This is a genomic window from Arthrobacter sp. E3 (assembly GCF_017353415.1).
Lineage (GTDB): Bacteria > Actinomycetota > Actinomycetes > Actinomycetales > Micrococcaceae > Specibacter.
On record NZ_JAFMPX010000012.1, the window covers coordinates 68549 to 87688 of the forward strand.

19 protein-coding genes are annotated in these 19140 nt (G+C 58.8%); 11 read left to right on the forward strand and 8 right to left on the reverse strand.

What is annotated here, in order from left to right; genetic code table 11:
• Window positions 1–51: 51 nt before the first annotated feature.
• The 4 genes from JMA46_RS07440 to JMA46_RS07455 all read right to left on the reverse strand — a co-directional run bounded on the left by JMA46_RS07440 (window position 52) and on the right by JMA46_RS07455 (window position 2644).
• Window positions 52–768, reverse strand: coding sequence for an SRPBCC domain-containing protein (locus JMA46_RS07440; RefSeq protein WP_207344702.1), 717 nt, complete (start codon window positions 766–768; stop codon window positions 52–54).
• A 46-nt stretch (window positions 769–814) separates the two neighbouring features.
• Window positions 815–1354 (reverse strand): NUDIX hydrolase family protein, encoded by a 540-nt coding sequence (locus JMA46_RS07445; RefSeq protein ID WP_207344703.1) that lies wholly within the window; start codon window positions 1352–1354, stop codon window positions 815–817.
• Window positions 1355–1410: 56 nt separating this feature from the next.
• On the reverse strand, window positions 1411–2085 hold the full coding sequence (locus JMA46_RS07450; RefSeq protein WP_207344704.1) for a hypothetical protein: 675 nt from the start codon (window positions 2083–2085) through the stop codon (window positions 1411–1413).
• A gap of 85 nt (window positions 2086–2170) precedes the next feature.
• Window positions 2171–2644, reverse strand: coding sequence for an Lrp/AsnC family transcriptional regulator (locus JMA46_RS07455; RefSeq protein ID WP_207344705.1), 474 nt, complete (start codon window positions 2642–2644; stop codon window positions 2171–2173).
• A 113-nt stretch (window positions 2645–2757) separates the two neighbouring features.
• Between JMA46_RS07455 and JMA46_RS07460 the strand changes: the two genes are divergently transcribed.
• Window positions 2758–4050: an aminotransferase class I/II-fold pyridoxal phosphate-dependent enzyme gene (locus JMA46_RS07460; RefSeq protein ID WP_247647137.1), complete on the forward strand. Its 1293-nt coding sequence runs from the start codon at window positions 2758–2760 to the stop codon at window positions 4048–4050.
• 2 nt (window positions 4051–4052) lie between these two features.
• On the opposite strand, the gene JMA46_RS07465 is transcribed toward JMA46_RS07460, so the two are convergent.
• On the reverse strand, window positions 4053–5129 hold the full coding sequence (locus tag JMA46_RS07465; protein ID WP_207344706.1) for a glycoside hydrolase family 76 protein: 1077 nt from the start codon (window positions 5127–5129) through the stop codon (window positions 4053–4055).
• Window positions 5130–5265: 136 nt separating this feature from the next.
• On the opposite strand from JMA46_RS07465, the gene JMA46_RS07470 reads away from it, so the two are divergent.
• The 5 genes from JMA46_RS07470 to JMA46_RS07490 all read left to right on the forward strand — a co-directional run bounded on the left by JMA46_RS07470 (window position 5266) and on the right by JMA46_RS07490 (window position 9980).
• A complete protein-coding gene (locus tag JMA46_RS07470) occupies window positions 5266–6045 on the forward strand; it encodes an SDR family NAD(P)-dependent oxidoreductase (RefSeq protein ID WP_207344707.1) in 780 nt (259 codons plus the stop codon).
• Entirely contained in the window at window positions 6042–7292 is a 1251-nt protein-coding gene (locus JMA46_RS07475; RefSeq protein WP_348770087.1) for an acyl-CoA dehydrogenase family protein, read from the forward strand. The genes JMA46_RS07470 and JMA46_RS07475 overlap by 4 nt, the downstream gene beginning before the upstream one ends.
• A 41-nt stretch (window positions 7293–7333) precedes the next feature.
• Entirely contained in the window at window positions 7334–9019 is a 1686-nt protein-coding gene (locus JMA46_RS07480) for a thiamine pyrophosphate-binding protein (protein ID WP_207344708.1), read from the forward strand.
• Window positions 9020–9050: 31 nt separating this feature from the next.
• Window positions 9051–9344, forward strand: a complete 294-nt coding sequence (locus JMA46_RS07485; RefSeq protein ID WP_207344709.1) for a DUF503 family protein — start codon at window positions 9051–9053, stop codon at window positions 9342–9344.
• Window positions 9345–9710: 366 nt separating this feature from the next.
• Window positions 9711–9980, forward strand: coding sequence for a hypothetical protein (locus tag JMA46_RS07490; protein WP_207344710.1), 270 nt, complete (start codon window positions 9711–9713; stop codon window positions 9978–9980).
• Window positions 9981–10117: 137 nt separating this feature from the next.
• Here the strand turns inward: JMA46_RS07490 and JMA46_RS07495 are convergent, their stop codons facing one another.
• Window positions 10118–10381 (reverse strand): hypothetical protein, encoded by a 264-nt coding sequence (locus JMA46_RS07495; protein ID WP_207344711.1) that lies wholly within the window; start codon window positions 10379–10381, stop codon window positions 10118–10120.
• Between the two features lie 850 nt (window positions 10382–11231).
• On the opposite strand from JMA46_RS07495, the gene JMA46_RS07500 reads away from it, so the two are divergent.
• The 4 genes from JMA46_RS07500 (at window position 11232) to JMA46_RS07520 (ending at window position 16563) form a co-directional block, all read left to right on the forward strand.
• Window positions 11232–11381, forward strand: coding sequence for a hypothetical protein (locus JMA46_RS07500; RefSeq protein ID WP_207344712.1), 150 nt, complete (start codon window positions 11232–11234; stop codon window positions 11379–11381).
• Window positions 11382–11413: 32 nt separating this feature from the next.
• Window positions 11414–12169, forward strand: a complete 756-nt coding sequence (locus JMA46_RS07505) for a hypothetical protein (RefSeq protein ID WP_207344713.1) — start codon at window positions 11414–11416, stop codon at window positions 12167–12169.
• A 1063-nt stretch (window positions 12170–13232) separates the two neighbouring features.
• A complete protein-coding gene (locus JMA46_RS07510) occupies window positions 13233–14033 on the forward strand; it encodes a hypothetical protein (protein WP_207344714.1) in 801 nt (266 codons plus the stop codon).
• Between the two features lie 1732 nt (window positions 14034–15765).
• Window positions 15766–16563, forward strand: coding sequence for a hypothetical protein (locus tag JMA46_RS07520; protein WP_207344716.1), 798 nt, complete (start codon window positions 15766–15768; stop codon window positions 16561–16563).
• A gap of 283 nt (window positions 16564–16846) precedes the next feature.
• On the opposite strand, the gene JMA46_RS07525 is transcribed toward JMA46_RS07520, so the two are convergent.
• Window positions 16847–17248, reverse strand: a complete 402-nt coding sequence (locus tag JMA46_RS07525; protein ID WP_207344717.1) for a recombinase family protein — start codon at window positions 17246–17248, stop codon at window positions 16847–16849.
• A gap of 551 nt (window positions 17249–17799) precedes the next feature.
• Window positions 17800–18540 carry a DUF2510 domain-containing protein gene (locus tag JMA46_RS07530; protein ID WP_207344718.1) on the reverse strand — a complete coding sequence of 247 codons (741 nt, stop codon included), beginning with the start codon at window positions 18538–18540 and terminating at the stop codon, window positions 17800–17802.
• 74 nt (window positions 18541–18614) lie between these two features.
• On the opposite strand from JMA46_RS07530, the gene JMA46_RS07535 reads away from it, so the two are divergent.
• Window positions 18615–18875, forward strand: coding sequence for a helix-turn-helix domain-containing protein (locus tag JMA46_RS07535; protein WP_207344730.1), 261 nt, complete (start codon window positions 18615–18617; stop codon window positions 18873–18875).
• The last annotated feature ends 265 nt before the right edge of the window (window positions 18876–19140 follow it).

The following is a 19140-nucleotide window of genomic DNA, read 5'->3' on the forward strand; positions in this document are numbered from 1 at the left end:
CATTTTGCCAGTGTTTAACGCGGCCCCGGTTCACGGACGGCTTGGGCAGGGCTATTCGTCCGGGTAGTGCGTTTCCATGAAGGCATCCCATTGGGAGCCAATGGATTCAAAGGCGGCCGCACCCAAACCATAGGTGGAGGCGATGATTTGGGCCCCCGGGTGCTCGCGTACACCTGCCACCGGCGCCTGTTGGGCCAGGACCAGCAGGCCGTCCCCGTGCTCGGCATAGTCAGCCACGGTCAAGCCCAATTGGGTGTCGCTGCGGTACCAGACCTTGCCGGTCAATGTGGTTCCGGTGGTCAACGATAGTTCATACGGCTCGCCGGGATCCGGCAGCCAGCCGGTGTCAATGCCCAGCGCGTCCCACAACTTCGTGTGGGCGGAGCTCGTTCCGTCCACGAAGATGGTGCGGCGGGGCGCCTGGGGGTGGCGTTCCAAAGCGAACTTGAGCTGTTGCAGGAACGTGGCCCAGCCCTCGGTGATGTCAGCGTCGTGCTTGGTCAGCTCACCCTTCGCCTGGCCACGGGTGAGCGTCAGGAGCGTTCCGTCGGCGCGTGGTTCCAGTGTGAAAACGTCTCCGCCACCCAGCTCAAGGCGCAGGTGGTCAGGACCCTCCACCGCATCGGTGTAGTAGATGTGCTGGATTTCTTCGGCCAGCCCCTCCGTCTCCCAGCCGTGCCATTTTGCAATCCGGGCTGGCTCGCGGAGCATCAGCCACACCTGCTCGGCGTCGGCGTTGACAAGGACAGAGAGCTGGGAAGTCGCCATGAAAGGTAATCTACGCTGGATCGTCGTTACCGGCTAGAGTGCCGCTTTAGCGGCCCAGCCCCGCGTAGGAGATCGCCTGACGCACCAAAGCCCCGCGCCCCCCAACAAATTCGGCCTGCACCACATCGCTGAGGACGTCCTGCGGCGTCATCCACGTCAGTTCCAGGGCGTCTTGGCGCGGCTCGCATTCGCCCGTCACAGGGATCACGTAGACGAGGGCCACTGCGTGCTGGCGTTCGTCGGTGAAACCGGTTTGCGAGGGTGAGGGCAGGTATTCGGCCACCGTGAACGGTACGGGGCTGACGGGCAGCTGCGGGAACGCGAGCGGCCCGAGGTCCTTTTCGATGTGGCGGATCAGGGCGGCGCGAATGGTCTCCCGGTACAGCACGCGCCCCGAAACGAGGGTGCGCACCATGGACCCTTCCGCATCGGCTTGGAGCAGCAGCCCCACCTCGTTGACGTAGCCCAGCGAGTCAAGGCGCACCGGCACCGCCTCTACATAGACCATGGGAAGCCTGTTGCGGGCCTCATACAGGTCCTCTTCGGACAGCCAGCCGGGATACGGGTCGGGGGTGCGAACGCTCATAACTAAGTTCTACCCCATCCCCGCCCTGCTCGCCTCCTCCGGTGCCGCAAAACTACTCACGATTCCCAGCCGGCCGCGACGGTGAGCCTGCCGCCGTCGGGCGTGTCGAACTGCAATGCGTCTCTTTCCAAGGTTGCCGCCACGCCTGCCGCGGTGAGCCGTTGTGCCAGTTCCGGCAGTGCGCCGTCATACATAAAACCCAGTACGACGCCGGATGCCTCGCCTCGCGCTGTTGCCACCAGCCCGCCGTTCTTGGTGCGGAACAGAGCCGCGCCGTCGGGCAGCTCGCGCACCGGCTTGGCGCCGATGTTGGCCAGCACCGTGTTGGCCTCTCCCGGCCGCGGCGTGCACCACGTCTGGACGACGGTCAGTTGCGATCCGGTGGTTTGGGACCCTGCCGGGATGCTGAGATCCTCCGAGATGGTCAGCTCAAAACTGAAGCCGTCGGGGGCCGTGACACGGGCGCCAGGCCCGGTGATGGTGTCGGCCAGCTCCGCAGGCGTGCCGTCGGCGAGGGTGCGCCGGACAAAAATTGCGGCATCGCGCAGCTCAAAAGCCAGCTCGGTATGGTTCAGTTCCGGCGCTTCGCGAAACACCCCGATCTTGCCGTTGCCGGAATCAAACTCTGCCCAGTCGCCGTCGTTCTCCAAGCAGCTCAGGCCCAGCGTGCGCAACTGGGTGAGGGTGTCTTCGAAAGCTGACGTGAAAATGATCGGACGAACGCGCAGCATGGACTCTCCAAAGGTTGTGATCACTACAAAAATACCAACTGTGGCAGCCGCGGCTCAGTACCCACTGCCGTGGACCCGGGCGCGGCTATTGCGCCAACACTCCCACACCGTCGCGTGCCTCGAAGATCAGCTGCGTTTCTGTTTGCCGGACCACGCGGTTGACGGTGATGTGCTGCAGGACCATGTCACGCAGCGCCTCCGGGTTTTCAACGGCCACATGCAGGTGGAAGTCGTCTTCCCCGGCGACGTGGAATGCCTGGATGACACCGGGAATCTGCGTGAGCTTGGTGTAGAGGGTGGTGACGTGCGCGGCATCGTGGCTTCCCAGCCGCACTTTGATGATTGCCTGTATGGGAAAGCCCAATGCGGAGAGGTTCAACGTGACGCGGCTGCCGAGGATCACGCCGGCGTCGCGCATCATGCGCAGGCGGTACGCACAGGTTGACTCGGCGAGGCCCAGCCGTGCGGCGATGGCCTTGTTCGTCAGGGTGCTGTCGGCCACCAATGCACGCAAAATTCCAAGGTCTGTCGGGTCCAGTGACGGTTGCGTTTTCGGCAATGTGTTCCCCGTTACATCAGCTGTGATTGGCGAAGAATGCAGATTTACTCAACTGTATTAGTCTTTCAATCATTTATCTAGCTATTTATTGTTTGCTCATTCAGTCTTGGGCCATGACTAGTGAACTTCTGAATGGTGGGTCCATGAATCCTGACTCGGTGGCGGTGCGAGGTGGCCGGGAGGATCTGCAGGCACTGGGTGTTCACGCCCTGCCGCTGGATCTGTCCACGACCTACCCGCTGCCGGATATTGAGCACGGCGGGGACTCTTATGAGTCCATGGCACTTGGCGGACACCCCCTTTCCGAGGGCGGTGCGGTGTATGCCCGCTTGTGGAACCCGACAGTGGCCCGGTTTGAATCCGGCCTGGCGCAGCTGGAAAAAGCGGAGGCAGCCGTGGCCTTTGCCTCCGGCATGGCGGCCATGACTGCAGCCATCCTGGCCAGTAAAGACACGATGAAGTCAACCGTAGATCCGGCAACACGCCCGCATGTGGTGGCTGTGCGCCCACTCTACGGCGGCACCGACCACCTCCTGGCGTCGGGGCTGCTAGGCGTGGATGCTACGTTCTGCGCGGAACACGAAGTGGCCGCGGCGCTCCGGGAGGAGACGGTTTTGATCGTGCTTGAAACTCCGGGCAACCCGACCCTTGATCTTGTCGACATCAGCAGCGTTGTGACCCAAGCCGGTGGTGTCCCCGTCCTTGTTGACAACACGTTTGCCACGCCCGTCTTGCAGAACCCCATTAGCCTGGGTGCGGCCATGTCGCTGCACAGTGCCACGAAGTACATTGGCGGTCACGGGGACGCAGTGGGTGGTGTCATTGCCTGCAGCGAGGAGACGGCCGAGGCGCTGCGCCGCGTCCGCGCCATTACCGGCGCCATCCTGCATCCTCTGGGCGCTTACCTGCTCCACCGGGGGCTCACTACACTTCCCATCAGGGTCCGCGCGCAGCAGGAGAGCGCCCTCCGGATCGCCGAGTGGTTGCAGAGCCACCCAAGCGTGGAGAAAGTTCACTATCCTGGCAGCGACGGCGATCCGCGCGGCTTGTTGCAGCATCAAATGCGCGGAACCGGGGCGATGGTCTCCATCAGTTTGAGCGGCGGTTTTGAGGCGGCCAAGCGACTCACTTCGGGCGTGAGCATGTTCACCCACGCCGTCTCATTGGGCGGCGTCGACTCGCTGATTCAGCACCCGGCCGCGTTGACCCACAGGCCAGTTGCCCCTGAGGCCCGGCCCCTGCCCAACCTGGTGCGGCTGTCGATTGGACTCGAGAACGTGGAGGATCTGATCAACGATCTGGCTCAGGCCCTCGCACCAGTTGCGTCCAGCCGCGACGAGATGGCCGTGGACCCGGTTATTGCCGATCCCATTCGCATGGATGTTGCCGAGGCAGCTGTGCGCTGATCCTAAACCGTGGCAGCTGCCGACAGTATGCTCCAGCGCTGCACGGCTTTGGACAGCTGCGTCGGTGACTGCCCGGCCACAACGACTGCCGTGTCCCTGACAAGGGCCGACGCCGTTCGCCGGGCCTGGACGGGAAGGCGGGGGTCGTGTGCGGCGAGGGCCAGATAGCGGCAGAGGATGCCGGTGAACAAGCCGCCGTCGCCACCGCCCTCGAGGCGGAGTCCCTGGCCTGGCGTATAGAGCTGCTGATGCACGGATTCGATAAGTGCAGCAGCATGCAACAGGTCCTGGGGCCGGCCCACTTCCAGCATGGCGGCAAGAACGGGGCCTTGGTTGTAGGTGTAGATGGTGCGCTCAACACTGCGGCCGTTTGCGGTGGGGTGTATGCCGTCGATGTGCAGACCCAGGTCCGGGTCGAAAAGCTCTGCACGCAACCAATCGAGGAGGGACTGCGCATGTTCCATTTCCCCGATGCGGGCCAAGAGCAAAGCTGCCGGGGCGTTGGCGGGAGTGTTCTTGAAGTCGCGCTTACGGGACCAGTAAATGCCCCCGTCAAGCACGTCGTCATGTGCTCCATGAAGTTCGCGGGCCAGGGTTTTGACGGCTCGCCGAGCCAAGCGGTCGTGGCGGGCCAGCAATCGCACAGAGAGCGTGTCCAACCGGCCAGCTGCGAGCGCCAGCCACGCCATGTCGTCGTAAAAGTCGTTGCGGAAACGGCCGAAGTTGTGGACCAAGATGCCGCGCAGCAGCGCCCGCGCCCGCTGGAGTTCAATGCGGGCCTCGATCCTGTCGCCGCGTGCCACGGCGAGGAATCCGGCGTCGATCATGGCGTCAAGATAGTGGGCCTGCCACCAGTAGTGCCATGGGGACCACGGCGTGGGGCGCGTGTGGGGCTGGATGGGTTGGTGCGGCTGATCTCCAACCGCAACAGTCGCCAACGCACCGATCCACGTTCCCGGTAGGTTCATGAGTGGGTGGCCGAAGCGGGCGTTCACTTCTGCGCCTGCCTCCCGTGCAAGGGCAGCGAAATTTGCGGGTTGGCGGTGACGTGCTGCGGGGTGGCCGGGGCTTGCTGTCATGGAACCAAGCGTACTGGTTCTGCGGCCGCCGGACACGGAGCGCCCTGCAGCCTTTCAGAGTTTTCGGTTAGTATGCATTAACGCAATGACCGCCTCCCGCAGGGACCGGGCGGCAGCACCTCAACGAGGAGGAACCATGGAAATTTCAAACAACGGCACCGTCGCACTCATCACCGGCGGCGCATCGGGTCTTGGTGCCGCAACGGCCAGACGCCTGCATGCGGGAGGGGCCGCCGTCGTGCTGGTTGACCTGCCCAGCTCACACGGTGCCGAACTGGCAGCTGAACTGGGGGAGCGGGCCGTATTTGTCCCGGGGGATGTGACGAATGAGGGGCAGGTGCGCACCGCCATCGCCGCAGCGGCTGCGCTGGGCACGCTGCGCCTGGCCGTGAACTGCGCAGGGGTGGCCACGCCCGGCAAGGTGTTGGGCCGTGACGGCGTGCTGCCGTTGGAGCAGTTCAACAAGGTCATCCAAATCAACCTGGTGGGCACGTTCAACGTGGTGCGCCTGTGTGCGGAGGCCATGGCTGCGACCGAGCCGCTGGAGGGCGAGTTTGGGCCGGAGCGCGGCGTCATTGTGAACACCGCATCGGTGGCGGCGTTCGAGGGTCAGATCGGCCAACCCGCCTATGCTGCCTCCAAGGGTGCGGTGGCGGCGATGACCCTGCCGCTGGCGCGTGAACTGGCGCGCTCGCTGATCCGGGTCATGACGATTGCACCCGGGATTTTCGAAACACCCATGCTGGCCGGGCTGCCGCAGGCCGCGCAGGATTCACTGGGCCAGCAGGTGCCGCACCCCTCCCGTCTGGGCAAGCCTGCCGAATACGCGGCGCTCGTGGAGCACATTGTTGCCAACGCCATGCTCAACGGTGAGACCATCCGCCTGGACGGTGCCATCCGGATGTCACCGAAGTGAGCCGGCGCGAGTACACCCCACTGGATCTTGGCAGCCTTCCCAGCGCCGACTTTTATGACATTGAGTCCCTGCTCAGTGCCGCGGAGCAGGCCAAGCTGGCGCAGCTGCGCGAATTTCTGGCGACGGAGGTGGCCCCGCACGCCGTCGGCTGGTGGAATGACGCCGAGTTCCCGGCGCACCTCCTGCCCAAGATCGCAGCGCTCGGCTTGGCCGCCCCGGACCGCCGCCAGTTCAGCCACCTGTTCACCGGCCTGGTCGTGGCCGAAATGACCCGTGTGGACACCTCCCTGGCCACGTTCTTCCTGGTCCACCACGACCTGTTCGTGCAGGCGCTCTCCGACTTTGGCTCCGCGGAGCAGCAGGAGCGGTTGTTGCCGGACGCCGTGGCCCTGCGTACCACGGGCGCCTTTGCCCTAACCGAGCCCGATCACGGCAGCGACGTGGCCGGCGGCCTAGTCACCACCGCGTTGAAGGTGGAGGACGACGGCGGCACCCACTGGGTGCTCAACGGCGCCAAGCGCTGGATTGGCAATGGGACGTTTTGCCAGCACATGCTGCTCTGGGCCAAGGATGCCGAAACAGGGCAGGTGCGCGGCTTCTTCCTCGACGCGTCGCTGCCCGGGGTGGAACGGACCAAGATCGAGCACAAGATTGCTCTGCGCACTGTGCAAAACGCTCACATAGTCTTGACCGACGTGAAGGTGGTGGAACGGGACAGGGTTGCCACCGTCAGCTCTTTTGAAGACACGAACAAGCTGCTGCAGGGATCACGCATCTCCGTCGCCTGGCAGGCCGTGGGCCAGCAACTTGCCGCCTTCGACGTGGCCCGGGCGTACGCCGTCGAACGTCAACAGTTCGGGAGGCCGCTGGCAGCGTTCCAAATGGTCCAGGCGCAGTTGGTGAAAATGCTGGGCAACGCGACGTCGTCGTTGATGATGATGGTGCGGATTGCCGCGCTGCAGGACGCTGCAGAAGCCGCCGGAACACAAGGAGTGGCCGCTGAAAAGCACAAGGGTGGGTCGCCGAGCATGGCCCAGGTGGCATTGGCGAAGGCCCACACCACGGGAGCCATGCGGGAGACCGTGGCTATGGGACGTTCCATTCTGGGCGGCAACGGCATTGTCACTGACTACAAGATGGCGAAGATCTTCGCCGACGCCGAGGCCATCTACACCTATGAAGGCTCGCACGAAATCAACACGCTCATCGCGGGGCGTGCCATTACGGGGATCTCCGCGATCGTCTAGCGCTGCTGCGGCAGACCACATTCCATGAAAGAAGGAACACCATGAGCACCACTGTGAACGCCGACTCCGCTGCGGCCGCAAGCGTCTCCACGGCGGTGGCCGACGTCATCGCGGAGCGGACAGACCACTTGTTCGGGCTGTTGGGAAATGGCAACGCCCACCTGGTCAGCCACCTCACCTCAGCGGGGTTCCCGTTCACCTCGGCCAGGCATGAGGCCGCAACGGTGGCGATGGCGGACGCCTACCACCGTGCCACGGGCAAGGTGGGCGCAGCCACAACAACCTACGGGGCCGGGTTCACCAACGCCTACACCGCCCTCGCCGAAGCACGGCTGGCCCGCATCCCGTTGGTGCTGGTGACCGGCGATGCGCCCACGACCGGGCGAAGGGCCTTCGACGTCGACCAGACGGCGGCATCCGCTGCCGTGGGGGTCACCACGCTGGTCGCCGGACCGGAGAACGCGGTTGCAATGACGCACCGGGCCTTCGACCTGGCCCTACAGACAGTGCAGCCGGTGGTTCTTGCCATCCCCCATGACTACGCCACCGCAACGCTCACCGAGCAGGTTGAGCTGGAGCCGCTCCCGGAGAAAACTGCCTGGGCAGCCGGTGCCGCTGAACTGGATGAGGTGGCCGGATTGTTGCGCAGTGCCAAGCGGCCCCTGGTGCTGGCCGGGCGTGGCGTGCTGCTGGCGGGTGCGCAGACGCCGCTTCTTGAACTGGGGGACCGGCTCGGGGCTCTGTTCATGACGTCGGTTATGGCTACCAACATCGTCGATTCCCCGTGGAACCTCGGCATCGCGGGAGGCTTCACCCGCGACCACCGGCTGGAGCTGGCTCAGCAGGCCGATGTGGTGCTGGTAGTTGGGGCATCGCTCAACGCGTTCCAATCCCGCTACGGCACCCTCTTGGCTTCCGCCACCACGGTCATCCGCATTGACAACGAACCCGAGTCAGAAATGGCCCACGCGCAGGTGACCGACTACCTGCGGGCGGACCTTGGGCCAGCGTTGCAGGCTCTCATCGAACGGGTGCCCGCAGTGGAAGATTCCAGCGCATGGCGATCGCAGGTGCCTGACGTTGCCACTGAGTCGTTCCGCTCTGCGTCACCGGTGGAGAACCCGGCCGAGTTCGGCTTGGACGGCCGGCTGAACCCCCGGGCGGTTGTTGCGGCACTGGAGGATATCCTGCCCAAGGAACGTTCGCTGGTGATGGACGGGGGACACTTCATCGGCTGGGCCCCGATGTACCTCTCCGTGCCGGACCCGCAGGCCATGATCCTGGTGGGCACTGCATTCCAGTCCATCGGGCTCGGGTTTGGCTCCGCTGCGGGAGTCTCCGCCGCCCGTCCGGACCGCACCACCGTTTTTGTCACCGGCGACGGCGGCGGACTCATGGGCTTGGCTGACTTCGAAACTTTCCTGCGTGCCACCCGCAGGGGCGTCATCGTGGTGCTCAACGACTCCGCCTATGGCGCCGAACTCCACCAATATGCTTCCAAGGGACTGGACCCCACGGCGATGCTCATCGACGAAGTGGACTTCGCTGCCGTGGGCCGTGCGCTCGGTGCCGAAGGAACGAAGATCAGTACGCTGGCTGAGCTTGATGTCCTTGTCGAATGGCTGGACACACATGACGAAGGGGTGTTCGTCCTGGACGTGTCCATCTCACAGAAGATCGTTGCTGAATTCATGAGCGCATCGATCAACGCGGGCAAAAAGTTCTAAGGTCACGGGCTACCCGGAGGAGGCTGGGGAAATGTGGATCGGCTGGATTGAATTTGATCTTCTATTCGGAGACATTCATTCCCTGAAGGAGAAGCGGTCCGTGCTGAGGCCGGTGCTCGCCGAAGTCCGCAAACGCTTCGACGTCTCCATTGCGGAGGTGGACCTGCAGGACCTGCACCGCCGCGCAGCCGTAGGCGCCGGCTTGGTCGCTGCAGACCGCGCCCACATTGTTGAAGTGCTGGACGCGGTTGAAGACTATGTGGCGTACCGTCCGGGCATCGACCTGCTCAGCTCGCGGCGGCGCATGATTAAAAGCGACGACTGACACGCGGTGTGGAGCGCGGCTGATGCATGGCGTCCAAACTAAGCACGATTGTCTTCTCCCTTGCTGAATCCGCGGTGCGGTGGAGACATCTGTTATTGCTTCATAAGGTTCTCCATCGCCTTCGGTAGCATCAAAGTGACGCTGAAAGTGACCGGCAGCAGCCCATGGATTGCGGCGCTTAGTGGCGGTGGTCTGCGATCTGTAGGTGTTGGGTTGCTTTGGGCTAACTGTCGCAAAACCGTCTCACAACATTGATGTTTGTTTGGCATGTTGTGAGACGGGTTGTGGACGTTTTGGTGTCGGCGCGTCGGCGGATCCTGAAACCGTCTCAGAATCGGCCGATTGTGGATAGCCTGCCATGCGTCGTTGATCGATGTCCTTTTGGAATATCTTGCGAGGATTCTTGAAGCATTGCGCCCCGAGCAGGCAAGTAATTTTGCCGGCAGCGGGCATCTGATTCGTAAGGACTTCTACCGAGATCTTGACCTTGAGATCTTGGACATGTTCCCAGGCCAGATCACCCGCCTTGGCCCTACGAATAGGGACATGAAAAGTGGGGTGAAGCAGTGGGCCAAAGATAATGTTCCAAAAGACTTCGTTTCCAAGACCGAAGGCGATAAGAACACCTCCCAATGAGTGTGTGGCATGCCGGCACATCATTGTGCGGTGGAAGCCGGAAACTATGTTGTCTGTACTCCAAGGTTCGGTATTCGCTCACTTGATGATGACTTGATGATGACTTGATGGTGGCCACCCTCCGGCTGGAGCTCGTTCTATTTATCGGACTTTGACCCGCCTGGACCAGCGGAGAAGACGGTGCTGCTGGCGGGACGGCGAGGCGCCGAAATCGGATGTTGGTATTCAATTCTTAGTCCTTTTGCAGCAGTCTCGGCTTCCATCTTCTTCATTGGCTTGGAAACGAGTGTTGCATCTGCACCGTCCGTGACGAATGTTCGACCGGCACCGAAGGTGCCCCTGAGCTCCTCAATGGCGTGCTGTCCCCACTGCAGCATTATCAAGGCACTTTCTTCGGTCATGGTGCCGAGCGTTATTGTGCCGCCGCCTTCCATGGTGTGTGTGCCAACTCTGGTGTGAACCATGCTGGGGGGCCCAAGCCAGCCCGTGGGCAAATCCTGAGCACAGCTGCCAGTCCGAGAAGAACTGCGTGTCCCGGGCTAAATCAACTTCTTTCAGTGCCTCCGTCCGATTGAGCTGCGCCGTCACTCTCGTCTTCTTCAGCCCAGCTTTGGCAGCAGCATCCGCCAAGTCAGCGGCGGAAATCCTGTTTTCAACCGCCCAATCATTGGCCTTGGCGCGCTGGTCGGCTGATAACGCCGGACTTTTCGAGCGATGAGCGTGAAACTTAATGGCATTGGAGTATGAGTCATAAGCGATCCGGAGCGCCCGTTCCTGTCGTCCCGATCGCTCGTGTCCTGTCAGTACCCACATACCCAGACCGGCAAGCTCAATTGCTCCGCGCACCAAAGTAGGGACAGCGACAGGGCTGAGGCGGCCAACCGATGTCACGAGGGCGTAAGCGGATGCCAGGTCGTCAACGGCTGCGTCTAGGAGCGTTCGAACTACGGCCGCCGTTCCAGGTATTTCAGAGATGCCCAGTTCGTCGCCCGCAAGGAGGGAACCGTGGGCAAGGGGATACGCGTGGGAGTCGTTGGCTAGGTCCTGGACTTCGGCAAGCCAGGAACCAAGCTGGTGCCAAGCATCGGAAGGGGCAGGCGTTTCGACGGTCATGTCTGAAGTATGCCAGCATCTCCCGCGCCGTTTATGATGCGAACGAACTTGTGAGTCTGTCCGACCGGACTAACTACCTCCGCAGGATCAGGCCGCCTAGGTTGAGGCACTCTAGACTGTGGATGAGCAAGGAGACTGATGGCACATAGAAAGATCCAATACATCCACTTTCGCGAGGAAGTGCGTAAGTACAACCCGCGTGATTTGATCCCGTTTCTTGCCGCTCAGGCAGCGAGGGGTCAGGACTTGACCACTACCTTTGACTCGACTGATGGACATGCCAATTGATGCAAGACTCGGATAGAGCCTATTTCGAACACATGAAGTCCACTGAAGCCGATTTGGAGGGGTGGAGAGTTAGGGCACGACGGCTAGAAGCGCCCCAAAAAGGTAGCGAGCTCCAGCTGGATGATGCACAATTTGGCGCACATCCTATTAGCGAAATGGTACGTCTAAGCTTAGTTTCTGCTGGAGAGCATCTTCGTTTGGCTTGGACGGCAATCTTGGCTGGACAGGTCTACCCGATAGCGCACTTCACCACATTGCGCGGCGCCCTTCTTGCAGCGTCACAAGCTGTCTACATTCTTGGTCCTGACGAAGGTACCGTCCGGCGTGGACGCGGGCTGGCTGCCGTAGCTGAGTCGTACAAAAGATCACGACAGTTCCACAACGATACTCTCATGTATCCGAATCTTACGGACAATGAACGCCAGCAGATCGACGCTCAAGTTAAGTGGCTAACGACTCGTCTGGGTCAGACGCTGCAAGCTGGCGCCGAAACCTCATTGAATATCTCCGACGCTGTCATTCCATACGCAGCCAAGTTGGTCTACGGGAGGAACCCGGATCTTGAGCTTGAGGTGAATCTGCTATGGCGAAAATTGAGTGGCGATGCCCATGCGTTAACCTGGGCTTTGGCGCAACGCACGATATTTCAGCCGACTAGAGCGGGCGAAATCCTGAGTGAAGGCACCTCTGGGGGATCACTGGAAGAGGTTGCACAGCCTTTTGAGGCGTCGTTTAGGATCTTGAAGCGAGGGTGGTCTCTATACGATCAAAGGTGCGAAGGCTCGTAATCAGTCATTGATAGTTACCAAATGAATGACCTGGGACTATTGGTTCAGGCGACCGCTTTGGCTTGTCATCTGCTAAACACCTCTCGCTGATCATCGTTGTGGAAGATTCTAGCGAGTAAAATTCGCTCGCCCATGACGCTGGGCACTATCGCAGACCGTGGCAGTAATCCTTTTCTTGGGGGCCATAGTTACGCCGCTATTGCTCTATACCTGTTCACTGCACGAGTAGGTGGTGTTGTGTTTGACTCGCCGGAGGTGATTCCCGCGGATGTCATGAAGGTCTAATCCCGGGCATGCAGCCAGTTTCGCGTCAGAACGAGACTGGTGCGGCCTTAGAAACTGGCACCGGTCTCGTTCGTCTTTAAACCTTGGAAAAAAATCCAAGATCAGGGGTCTGTCGTCAGCCTGACGCCGCCAACGAAGAACGTCAAGAGGCAAACAGGGAAACCAGGATGATCACGGCAGGTCGTCAGGCAACGCGGCTGCTCATGGCCATCCGCTGCGACGCGTAACACCTAGGCGGTGAAGGAACCATTCCGGGCACTGCTGCGCACCGGTTCTTTGGAAAACGCCTACCTGGCCAAGGAACACCTCGAACGCCTCGTGAAGGAATCCAATCAGCCCTAAACCACCAGGCTCTGGCGCACTATTTGTCGGTGGTGAAAGAGATCGAGGTCTTGATTGGCACCGGTGCCACGACGGGAAAAGGAGAAGCGAACAACACCACTATCAAGGACAGCAAACTCACCGCCCGCGGTTACCGCCACCGAAACAACTGCACATCGGTTATTCTCCTAAGAAGTGCTGCCCGGACGACGCTATGACACTTACCCGGGAACACCTGGATCCCCACGAACCACCAAGAGCCAGATTGACCGTAAATTACCCGATTTAATGAGGAAGATTGGCTATGACAGCTTCGAGACGAGTCACGAGACCTTCAATGGGACCTCGACGGCGATGGAGCGCCAGTAAAAGAAAAGCGGTTCGCTCCAATAGCGAGTCGTCTACACTGACACGGAAGATCTGGCAGATTGTCGCTAAGTTAGTATTTGTAGGCGCATTGGTCGCATTTACTTATTCGCTTCTTCCTGGTCAAGTAGAGTTGCCACCCGGAGCGCCGATTGATCACGGGTCGGTTGATAGAACGAGCACTGTCGCTCTATTTACATCGCCCTACGCGGTCGACAATTATTCCGCTCGCTTGTCATGGGATTGGGATGTAGTTTCCGGAAATTCTCAGGCAACTCTCTTTGCCGTTGTTAGGTCTCGTACTGCTCAAGGAAGCCTTGTTCTTGGCGGCCCGGTCTCGCAGCTGGTGGAGGCATGCTTTATAAATGGTGCCCCTACTGCTCTTTCCCAAGGAATGCCAAATACTCTTGGGTTCCCTCTGCCCGAGAAGGCCAGATTTTGGTTTGAAACCCGTCCCGAAGACAAAGTCATGCGTGTCGATTTTCAAGGTGATCCAGGACCAGGAGGGGTTGTAATCATATGCGAAGTTCGTGGTTTTAGTTCCGATGTCCCCCCTGACCACTATCTCTATTCGCCTATGCTTACCGCATATGCCGATGGAAGTGGTGCAGTCACTGAGGAAGATCTAAGTGCGGCTGAAGTGTGCGTAAGCACGAATAACGCACAAGATTTCCAAGTGCTTAGGGAGTGCGCCGATACTTTAAATTTGGTGCCAAAGGTCGAAGCCCAAGAGCAAATGATCAATCTCCCGCAAGAACAGGGCATCCGAGAGACGCATCTGATACTTATCGGCGCATTAGCAGGGGTAGCGGCAGCGACTTTATTTGACATCGTCAACAGTCTTTTGAAACTTATACGGATTCCAAAACGGAAGTCTTCGCCCCGCACCTGAACCGCGACGAGGATCATGAAAATGCTCGCAAAATCTATGTTCAGAGTCCTGCGCACACTTGATAACAAATTGCCCGAAAAATCATCACAGTCTGCAGTCCTGTGGGCGAGCTTCTGGTACTGAAAGTGTTACAAGGTGTCCATTAGGGTGTACCCGAGAGGTACAAGTTGAGGTGACTCTAAAGTTGTGTCAATCAAGGTGCGCTTCGATTATTGCTGGACATAACTGATGGAGGGTCTCAGTAGTGGCTGGACACAAAGGGCAAGTGGTGGTCTACGTGTGGGTGAGTGGCGCTGATTAGAACGAGGCGCGGCAGCTCGAAGCACTTGGCCCTGTGCACAGGTTGTTCTGTGAGAAGGTCAGCGACAAGAACACCAACGACCGAGCCCAGCTCCAGGAGATGCTGATTTATGTCCGTGACGGGCATACAGTTCGAGTGAATTCACCGGACCGCCTGGCACGGTTTACGACGGACCTTCTCGCTCTCGTGGAGCAGCCCAAAGCCAAGGGCGTTGTTTTGGAGTTCGTGTTACGCAGCCCTGGGTGGCAGCGGGAAGTATGCCGAGGTGAGCTCATGAACAAGGATGATGACAACGTCCTCATCGTAACCGGTGCGATTACGGGCAGAGTCGAAGCGACCAACACCACTATTAAGAACATCAGGCGCACCGCTCGGGGCTACAGAAGACGAAGCAAATGCAAATCGGTTATTCGGCTCATGATGAAGAATGGATGCCCCGATAGGTCTGGTACTCGTGAACGCTTCGTGAACCGCCTAGTAGACGAAACTTGGCGGTTTACGACACGTTCAAAGTAACGGACCCAGACCAAATATTGGTGTGAGTCCCAGTAAGTAGCACCGTTTCGTGAGCCGGCCGGCTATGCCCCAGATTTCACTGCCGCACGGACGGGCCGAGCGGTTTTAGCGCTGTGCCAGAGAAGCCGAAACTTGTCGCGAAGTTGTACAGTACTACAAGAAGGATAATATTCTTGTGTACCAACGGATGAGAATGGGGCTCCAATGAAAAGTCATGTCGTGAGGTTTGCATTTGTCATTGCAGCTGCAATCACTCTCTCTAGCTGCGGCGGATCGCCCCAGACACCTCCTACGGTCACTTCAACTGCGGTCGTATCCCCCACTGATACCCCGATCGTTACGCCGACTTCGTCCCCACCCCCAAACCGAGGACCCTGTTTCCCCGGCTCCTGTAACGGCAACGCCCAGTGATCCACCAACAACAGACGAATCAGTACCACCACCGACAGCAGGGCCACTTGCACTTGCCGACTTCTTTCACCCCAGCTCCAGCTGGGTGGAAGGTCGGTATGGCATCGCAAGCAAACAAAACATCTCGGGAATAAGTTCTATAGTAGATTCCTGCTCTGATTCGTATGCTGTGTCATTAGAACTTCGGCTAGCAAATAATTTTCAGAAGCTTAGCTTTACGGTAGGACAGGATAATAATTCTAATAGTTCAGACCAAACTCTGATCGTTCGTGTCACAGGAAATAACAAACAAATCGAGGTGCACCCCGTGCCTTTTAATACTCTTCAAAAATTTGAAATTCCTGTCAGTGGTGTCAACGCCACCACCATAGAAATGTACCTTGATAACAGTAATTCCAACTGCGGTGGACGCGTCAACGCTGTCCTCTACGATGTTGAGCTCCAGTAGCACCTCAAGTGAGACGAAAAAATCCAGCGATTACCAAATCATCTGGTGAATTCGACATGGATGAAACAATTCATCAAAAAGATACTAGGGTATCTAGGAGTAAGGATTCCAGGCTAGTTCAAATTGCCGCCTTGGCCACCATATTTGTGGCAATTATTACGGTCTTCTCATACTCCCCTAGTCAGAGCGGAAATGGGTCTGATCATGGGCCTATCCAATCCCAGCTTCCGGCCGACGATGCAAGTACTCCCGCGAGTGGACACATTAGCCCAGTCATTGTTGCTGGTGCTCTCCCGGTTGGGGCATGCCTCTCTGATTTAGGGGAGGACCCGGTCCCAGTTTCCTGTCAGATACCTCACGATGCGGAAGTGTACGCCAACCCCGGGAACTGCAGTGAAAAGACGCTCATCACGTATCTCGGGGGCAACCCCACCGTTGAAATTCTCCGCAGCGACTTAGCCACCCCTGAGGTGCCAGATGGATACTGCATTGTAGTCTTTCCGGCTCCGCTGACCTTCGATACTTCAGTCCAAGGGAAACTCGCCGGTCCGGACTCGGCCGTCCTGAGACAATGCGTCAATGAGGTAACAAGTGCAAACGTCAGTTGTCGGGAGAAACACACCGGTGAAGTCGTAACAGTGGTCGGGAAAAATGAAACCGGGTCCGTAGATTGCAGTGCGAAGGCAGCAACGTATATGACAATAAATCCTTCCGATCTTTCCTACCAAATCAAAGTAAATAAGGTATATATCGATGGTGGATTCCGGTGCGTTATAGCAGTCAAAGGATCAAACCAGCTGACGGACACCGTGCGGATGTTGGGGAATTCCGCATTACCCATTGCACCCTATTAGTGGTGGCTTGCCAAGGGGGAGGATCGGTGGACTGTAGTTCAGACCCCAGCTCTGAAGAATATTCTTTAGAGGTGTTTTTCAGGGTGTATGTTCAGGCCACCGGGCATCACGATTTAAGAGATGCAAGCTCAGCGATGCTGATCTGTCGATTTGGACGGGAACGAACCGTGAGATGTAGAGGAAGTTTGCGCCCAGCGGAATAGGTGACCTTCCGTCAATTATATCGAGAATGGGTCGACAAATTCCGCATTCCGTTGTCCAAAAGTCCTAGAAATCAACGAATTCAATCAATAACCATCAAAGCGTGGGCGGAGTCCTGGGGTGGGGCGAACGCGAAGATGATGGTGACCATGGGCTGGGCCATAGCTCCGCCGAGGTCGCTGCCGGGATAGGCGGCAATGCCATCGCGGAGAGAGCGGAATTTGATGCCGCGTGCCTTGAAGTCATCAAGGAGTTCGAGCAGGTGGCTGGTGTTGCGGCCGAGTCTGTCGAGTTTCCAGACAACGACTTCATCGCCTTGGCTGAGCCCGTCCAGCATCTTGTCCAGCTCGGGGCGGCTGGTTTTGGTTCCACTGATTCCGTGATCGCGGTAGATCCGTTCACACTCGGCAGCTTTCAATTCCCGGATTTGCATCGCGGTGTCCTGGTCAGCGGTGCTCACTCGGGCACATCCAAGGAGCGTCATGTAACCCCCTTCTGATATCTCCCATCAAAGGAGGTTTTTCCTCGAGGTTGAGAATATAAGAGTGATACACATTGTTGAGACTTTCCAGAGTTGACACAGGCCGCGTAGATTCGGTGTTCTACATCGGTAGCTGTCGGTGAGGGGGAGTAGCTGGTGGTTGTCTTGTCGATGGTTCAATTGGTGAGACGAATGGGACATTAAAGCTAGTAGATGCAATGTCCTGAACGTTTGTCCTGCACGCAGGCACCATCTACTGGCGCTGGCGGTTGTGCCACCAACGACCCCGTGATGTCGGACCACCTGCCCGTGAGTCCGGCTTGGTTGCCCTATTTGCCCACCAACCGTCTACTGCTGCAAGTATGGCCTGAGTTTCCGGCCGCAGAACGCCGACGACAGATACATTCGGCGTAAATGCTGCATACATTGACACGGGCTCCTGCTTTTCTGGTTAGGGCTCAGGGATACAACCAACAACCATGTTCACGCCCACTAAAAAGAACACGTCGTTTTGGTGAGCTGTTTGATTGGCTCAGAAGTTAGGAGAGGGACGGCTACATTCGGCCGGTTGCCACAAATATGATGTACATCAGCGTGTACAGGCCTCCGAGACTGGCGCCGATGATTCCTAACACCTTCCCTGACTTAGCGTGCTGCGGAGTCTGCATTGCGAGCCCGAACAACGAGACTGCCAATGCGCTGAGTGTGAGCAGAATGCCGAGGATAGGTATTGCGAAAAGGAAAAATGATGCGACGCCGAGTCCGAACCCGGTGATGGCTAGGCCATTAGATTGCTTCGGCTTCGGAGAGTATTCGGCCGGTGCCGCTGCAGTTGTTGTGGGCCGGCACTGATCAGTCCAGACGCTGCCATTCCACCACCTGAGGCATGGCACGCCGTAAGGGTCAGCGTACCAACCCGCGGGTGCTGCAGACGGGATGGGGTCGCTGGGTACGCTAAGCATCCGCGCCAGCGTTGCCTCCCACTGATCTTCGGAAAACTCAGGATATGCGGCGATGAACATTTCCTCGCCATTTTGGCCGAAGACTTTAGTGCACAACCCCTGAATAATTGTGATTCTGGAAAGGTCATCATGACCGCGACGTAGTTCCTTGACGTATTCGGAAACCAGCCAGGTGATTTCTGCCCTCGAAACAGTAGGCGGGGCAATCCAAGAGGGGATGCTTTGCTCTCTGGCGTAGGACAGGTGTCCTAGAGCATATGCGAGGCTCGATCTAACACCAGCTCTTTCGAGCTTGGCCTGCAAATCGGTGGCGGCACCATCAAGTATTCCCATGATCAAAGTATGGCGTCCCGTCCAGCCTGTGCCGCAACTAACCAACTGTTCCAGATCCTTGACACGCCTCATTCATGCTCACGGTCCTCGCTGGCATTGCGCAGTTGGAGCGTCAGACCATCCGTGAGCGACAGGCCGAAGGCATTGCCATTGCCAAGAGGAACGGCGTCTACGACCGAGTCCTGAAGCTTGCACCGGAGCAAATCCAGCTGGTACGGGAGCGGATTGCCCAGGGCGTGCACAAAGCCAAGGCGGCCCGGGATCTTGGCGTCTCGCGGCAGACACTGTACGCAGCACTGAACGGCAGCGGGAAGTACGTCGATTTCAGCTTATGAACGACGGTGATGGAGATGCGCCCGATCCTGCTGCGTGAGCCGGTTCGGACTGCTGAACTGGGTGCATCCCTGACACTGACCGCTTACAGTACGCCAGGATTGAAATCGTCAGGATGAGATCCGCGACCTGTGACAACACCAGAGCTCTTGACTTAGCGATTTAGTTTTTGTTGGTCGGTTTCTTGTTTTTGATGGTGTAGCGCAGGATCAGCTCGGTGCCTGGGTAGCGGGTTTGGGTGGTCGTGAGGTGTTCGCAGAGCTCGCT

Coding starts and splice junctions, on each gene's coding strand:
- JMA46_RS07440 (WP_207344702.1), bottom strand. CDS start 768: ATGGCGACTTCCCAGCTCTCTGTCCTTGTCAACGCCGACGCCGAGCAG.
- JMA46_RS07445 (WP_207344703.1), bottom strand. CDS start 1,354: ATGAGCGTTCGCACCCCCGACCCGTATCCCGGCTGGCTGTCCGAAGAG.
- JMA46_RS07450 (WP_207344704.1), bottom strand. CDS start 2,085: ATGCTGCGCGTTCGTCCGATCATTTTCACGTCAGCTTTCGAAGACACC.
- JMA46_RS07460 (WP_247647137.1), top strand. CDS start 2,758: ATGACTAGTGAACTTCTGAATGGTGGGTCCATGAATCCTGACTCGGTG.
- JMA46_RS07465 (WP_207344706.1), bottom strand. CDS start 5,129: ATGACAGCAAGCCCCGGCCACCCCGCAGCACGTCACCGCCAACCCGCA.
- JMA46_RS07470 (WP_207344707.1), top strand. CDS start 5,266: ATGGAAATTTCAAACAACGGCACCGTCGCACTCATCACCGGCGGCGCA.
- JMA46_RS07480 (WP_207344708.1), top strand. CDS start 7,334: ATGAGCACCACTGTGAACGCCGACTCCGCTGCGGCCGCAAGCGTCTCC.
- JMA46_RS07485 (WP_207344709.1), top strand. CDS start 9,051: ATGTGGATCGGCTGGATTGAATTTGATCTTCTATTCGGAGACATTCAT.
- JMA46_RS07495 (WP_207344711.1), bottom strand. CDS start 10,381: ATGACCGAAGAAAGTGCCTTGATAATGCTGCAGTGGGGACAGCACGCC.
- JMA46_RS07500 (WP_207344712.1), top strand. CDS start 11,232: ATGGCACATAGAAAGATCCAATACATCCACTTTCGCGAGGAAGTGCGT.
- JMA46_RS07505 (WP_207344713.1), top strand. CDS start 11,414: ATGAAGTCCACTGAAGCCGATTTGGAGGGGTGGAGAGTTAGGGCACGA.
- JMA46_RS07520 (WP_207344716.1), top strand. CDS start 15,766: ATGGATGAAACAATTCATCAAAAAGATACTAGGGTATCTAGGAGTAAG.
- JMA46_RS07525 (WP_207344717.1), bottom strand. CDS start 17,248: ATGACGCTCCTTGGATGTGCCCGAGTGAGCACCGCTGACCAGGACACC.
- JMA46_RS07530 (WP_207344718.1), bottom strand. CDS start 18,540: ATGGGAATACTTGATGGTGCCGCCACCGATTTGCAGGCCAAGCTCGAA.
- JMA46_RS07535 (WP_207344730.1), top strand. CDS start 18,615: ATGCTCACGGTCCTCGCTGGCATTGCGCAGTTGGAGCGTCAGACCATC.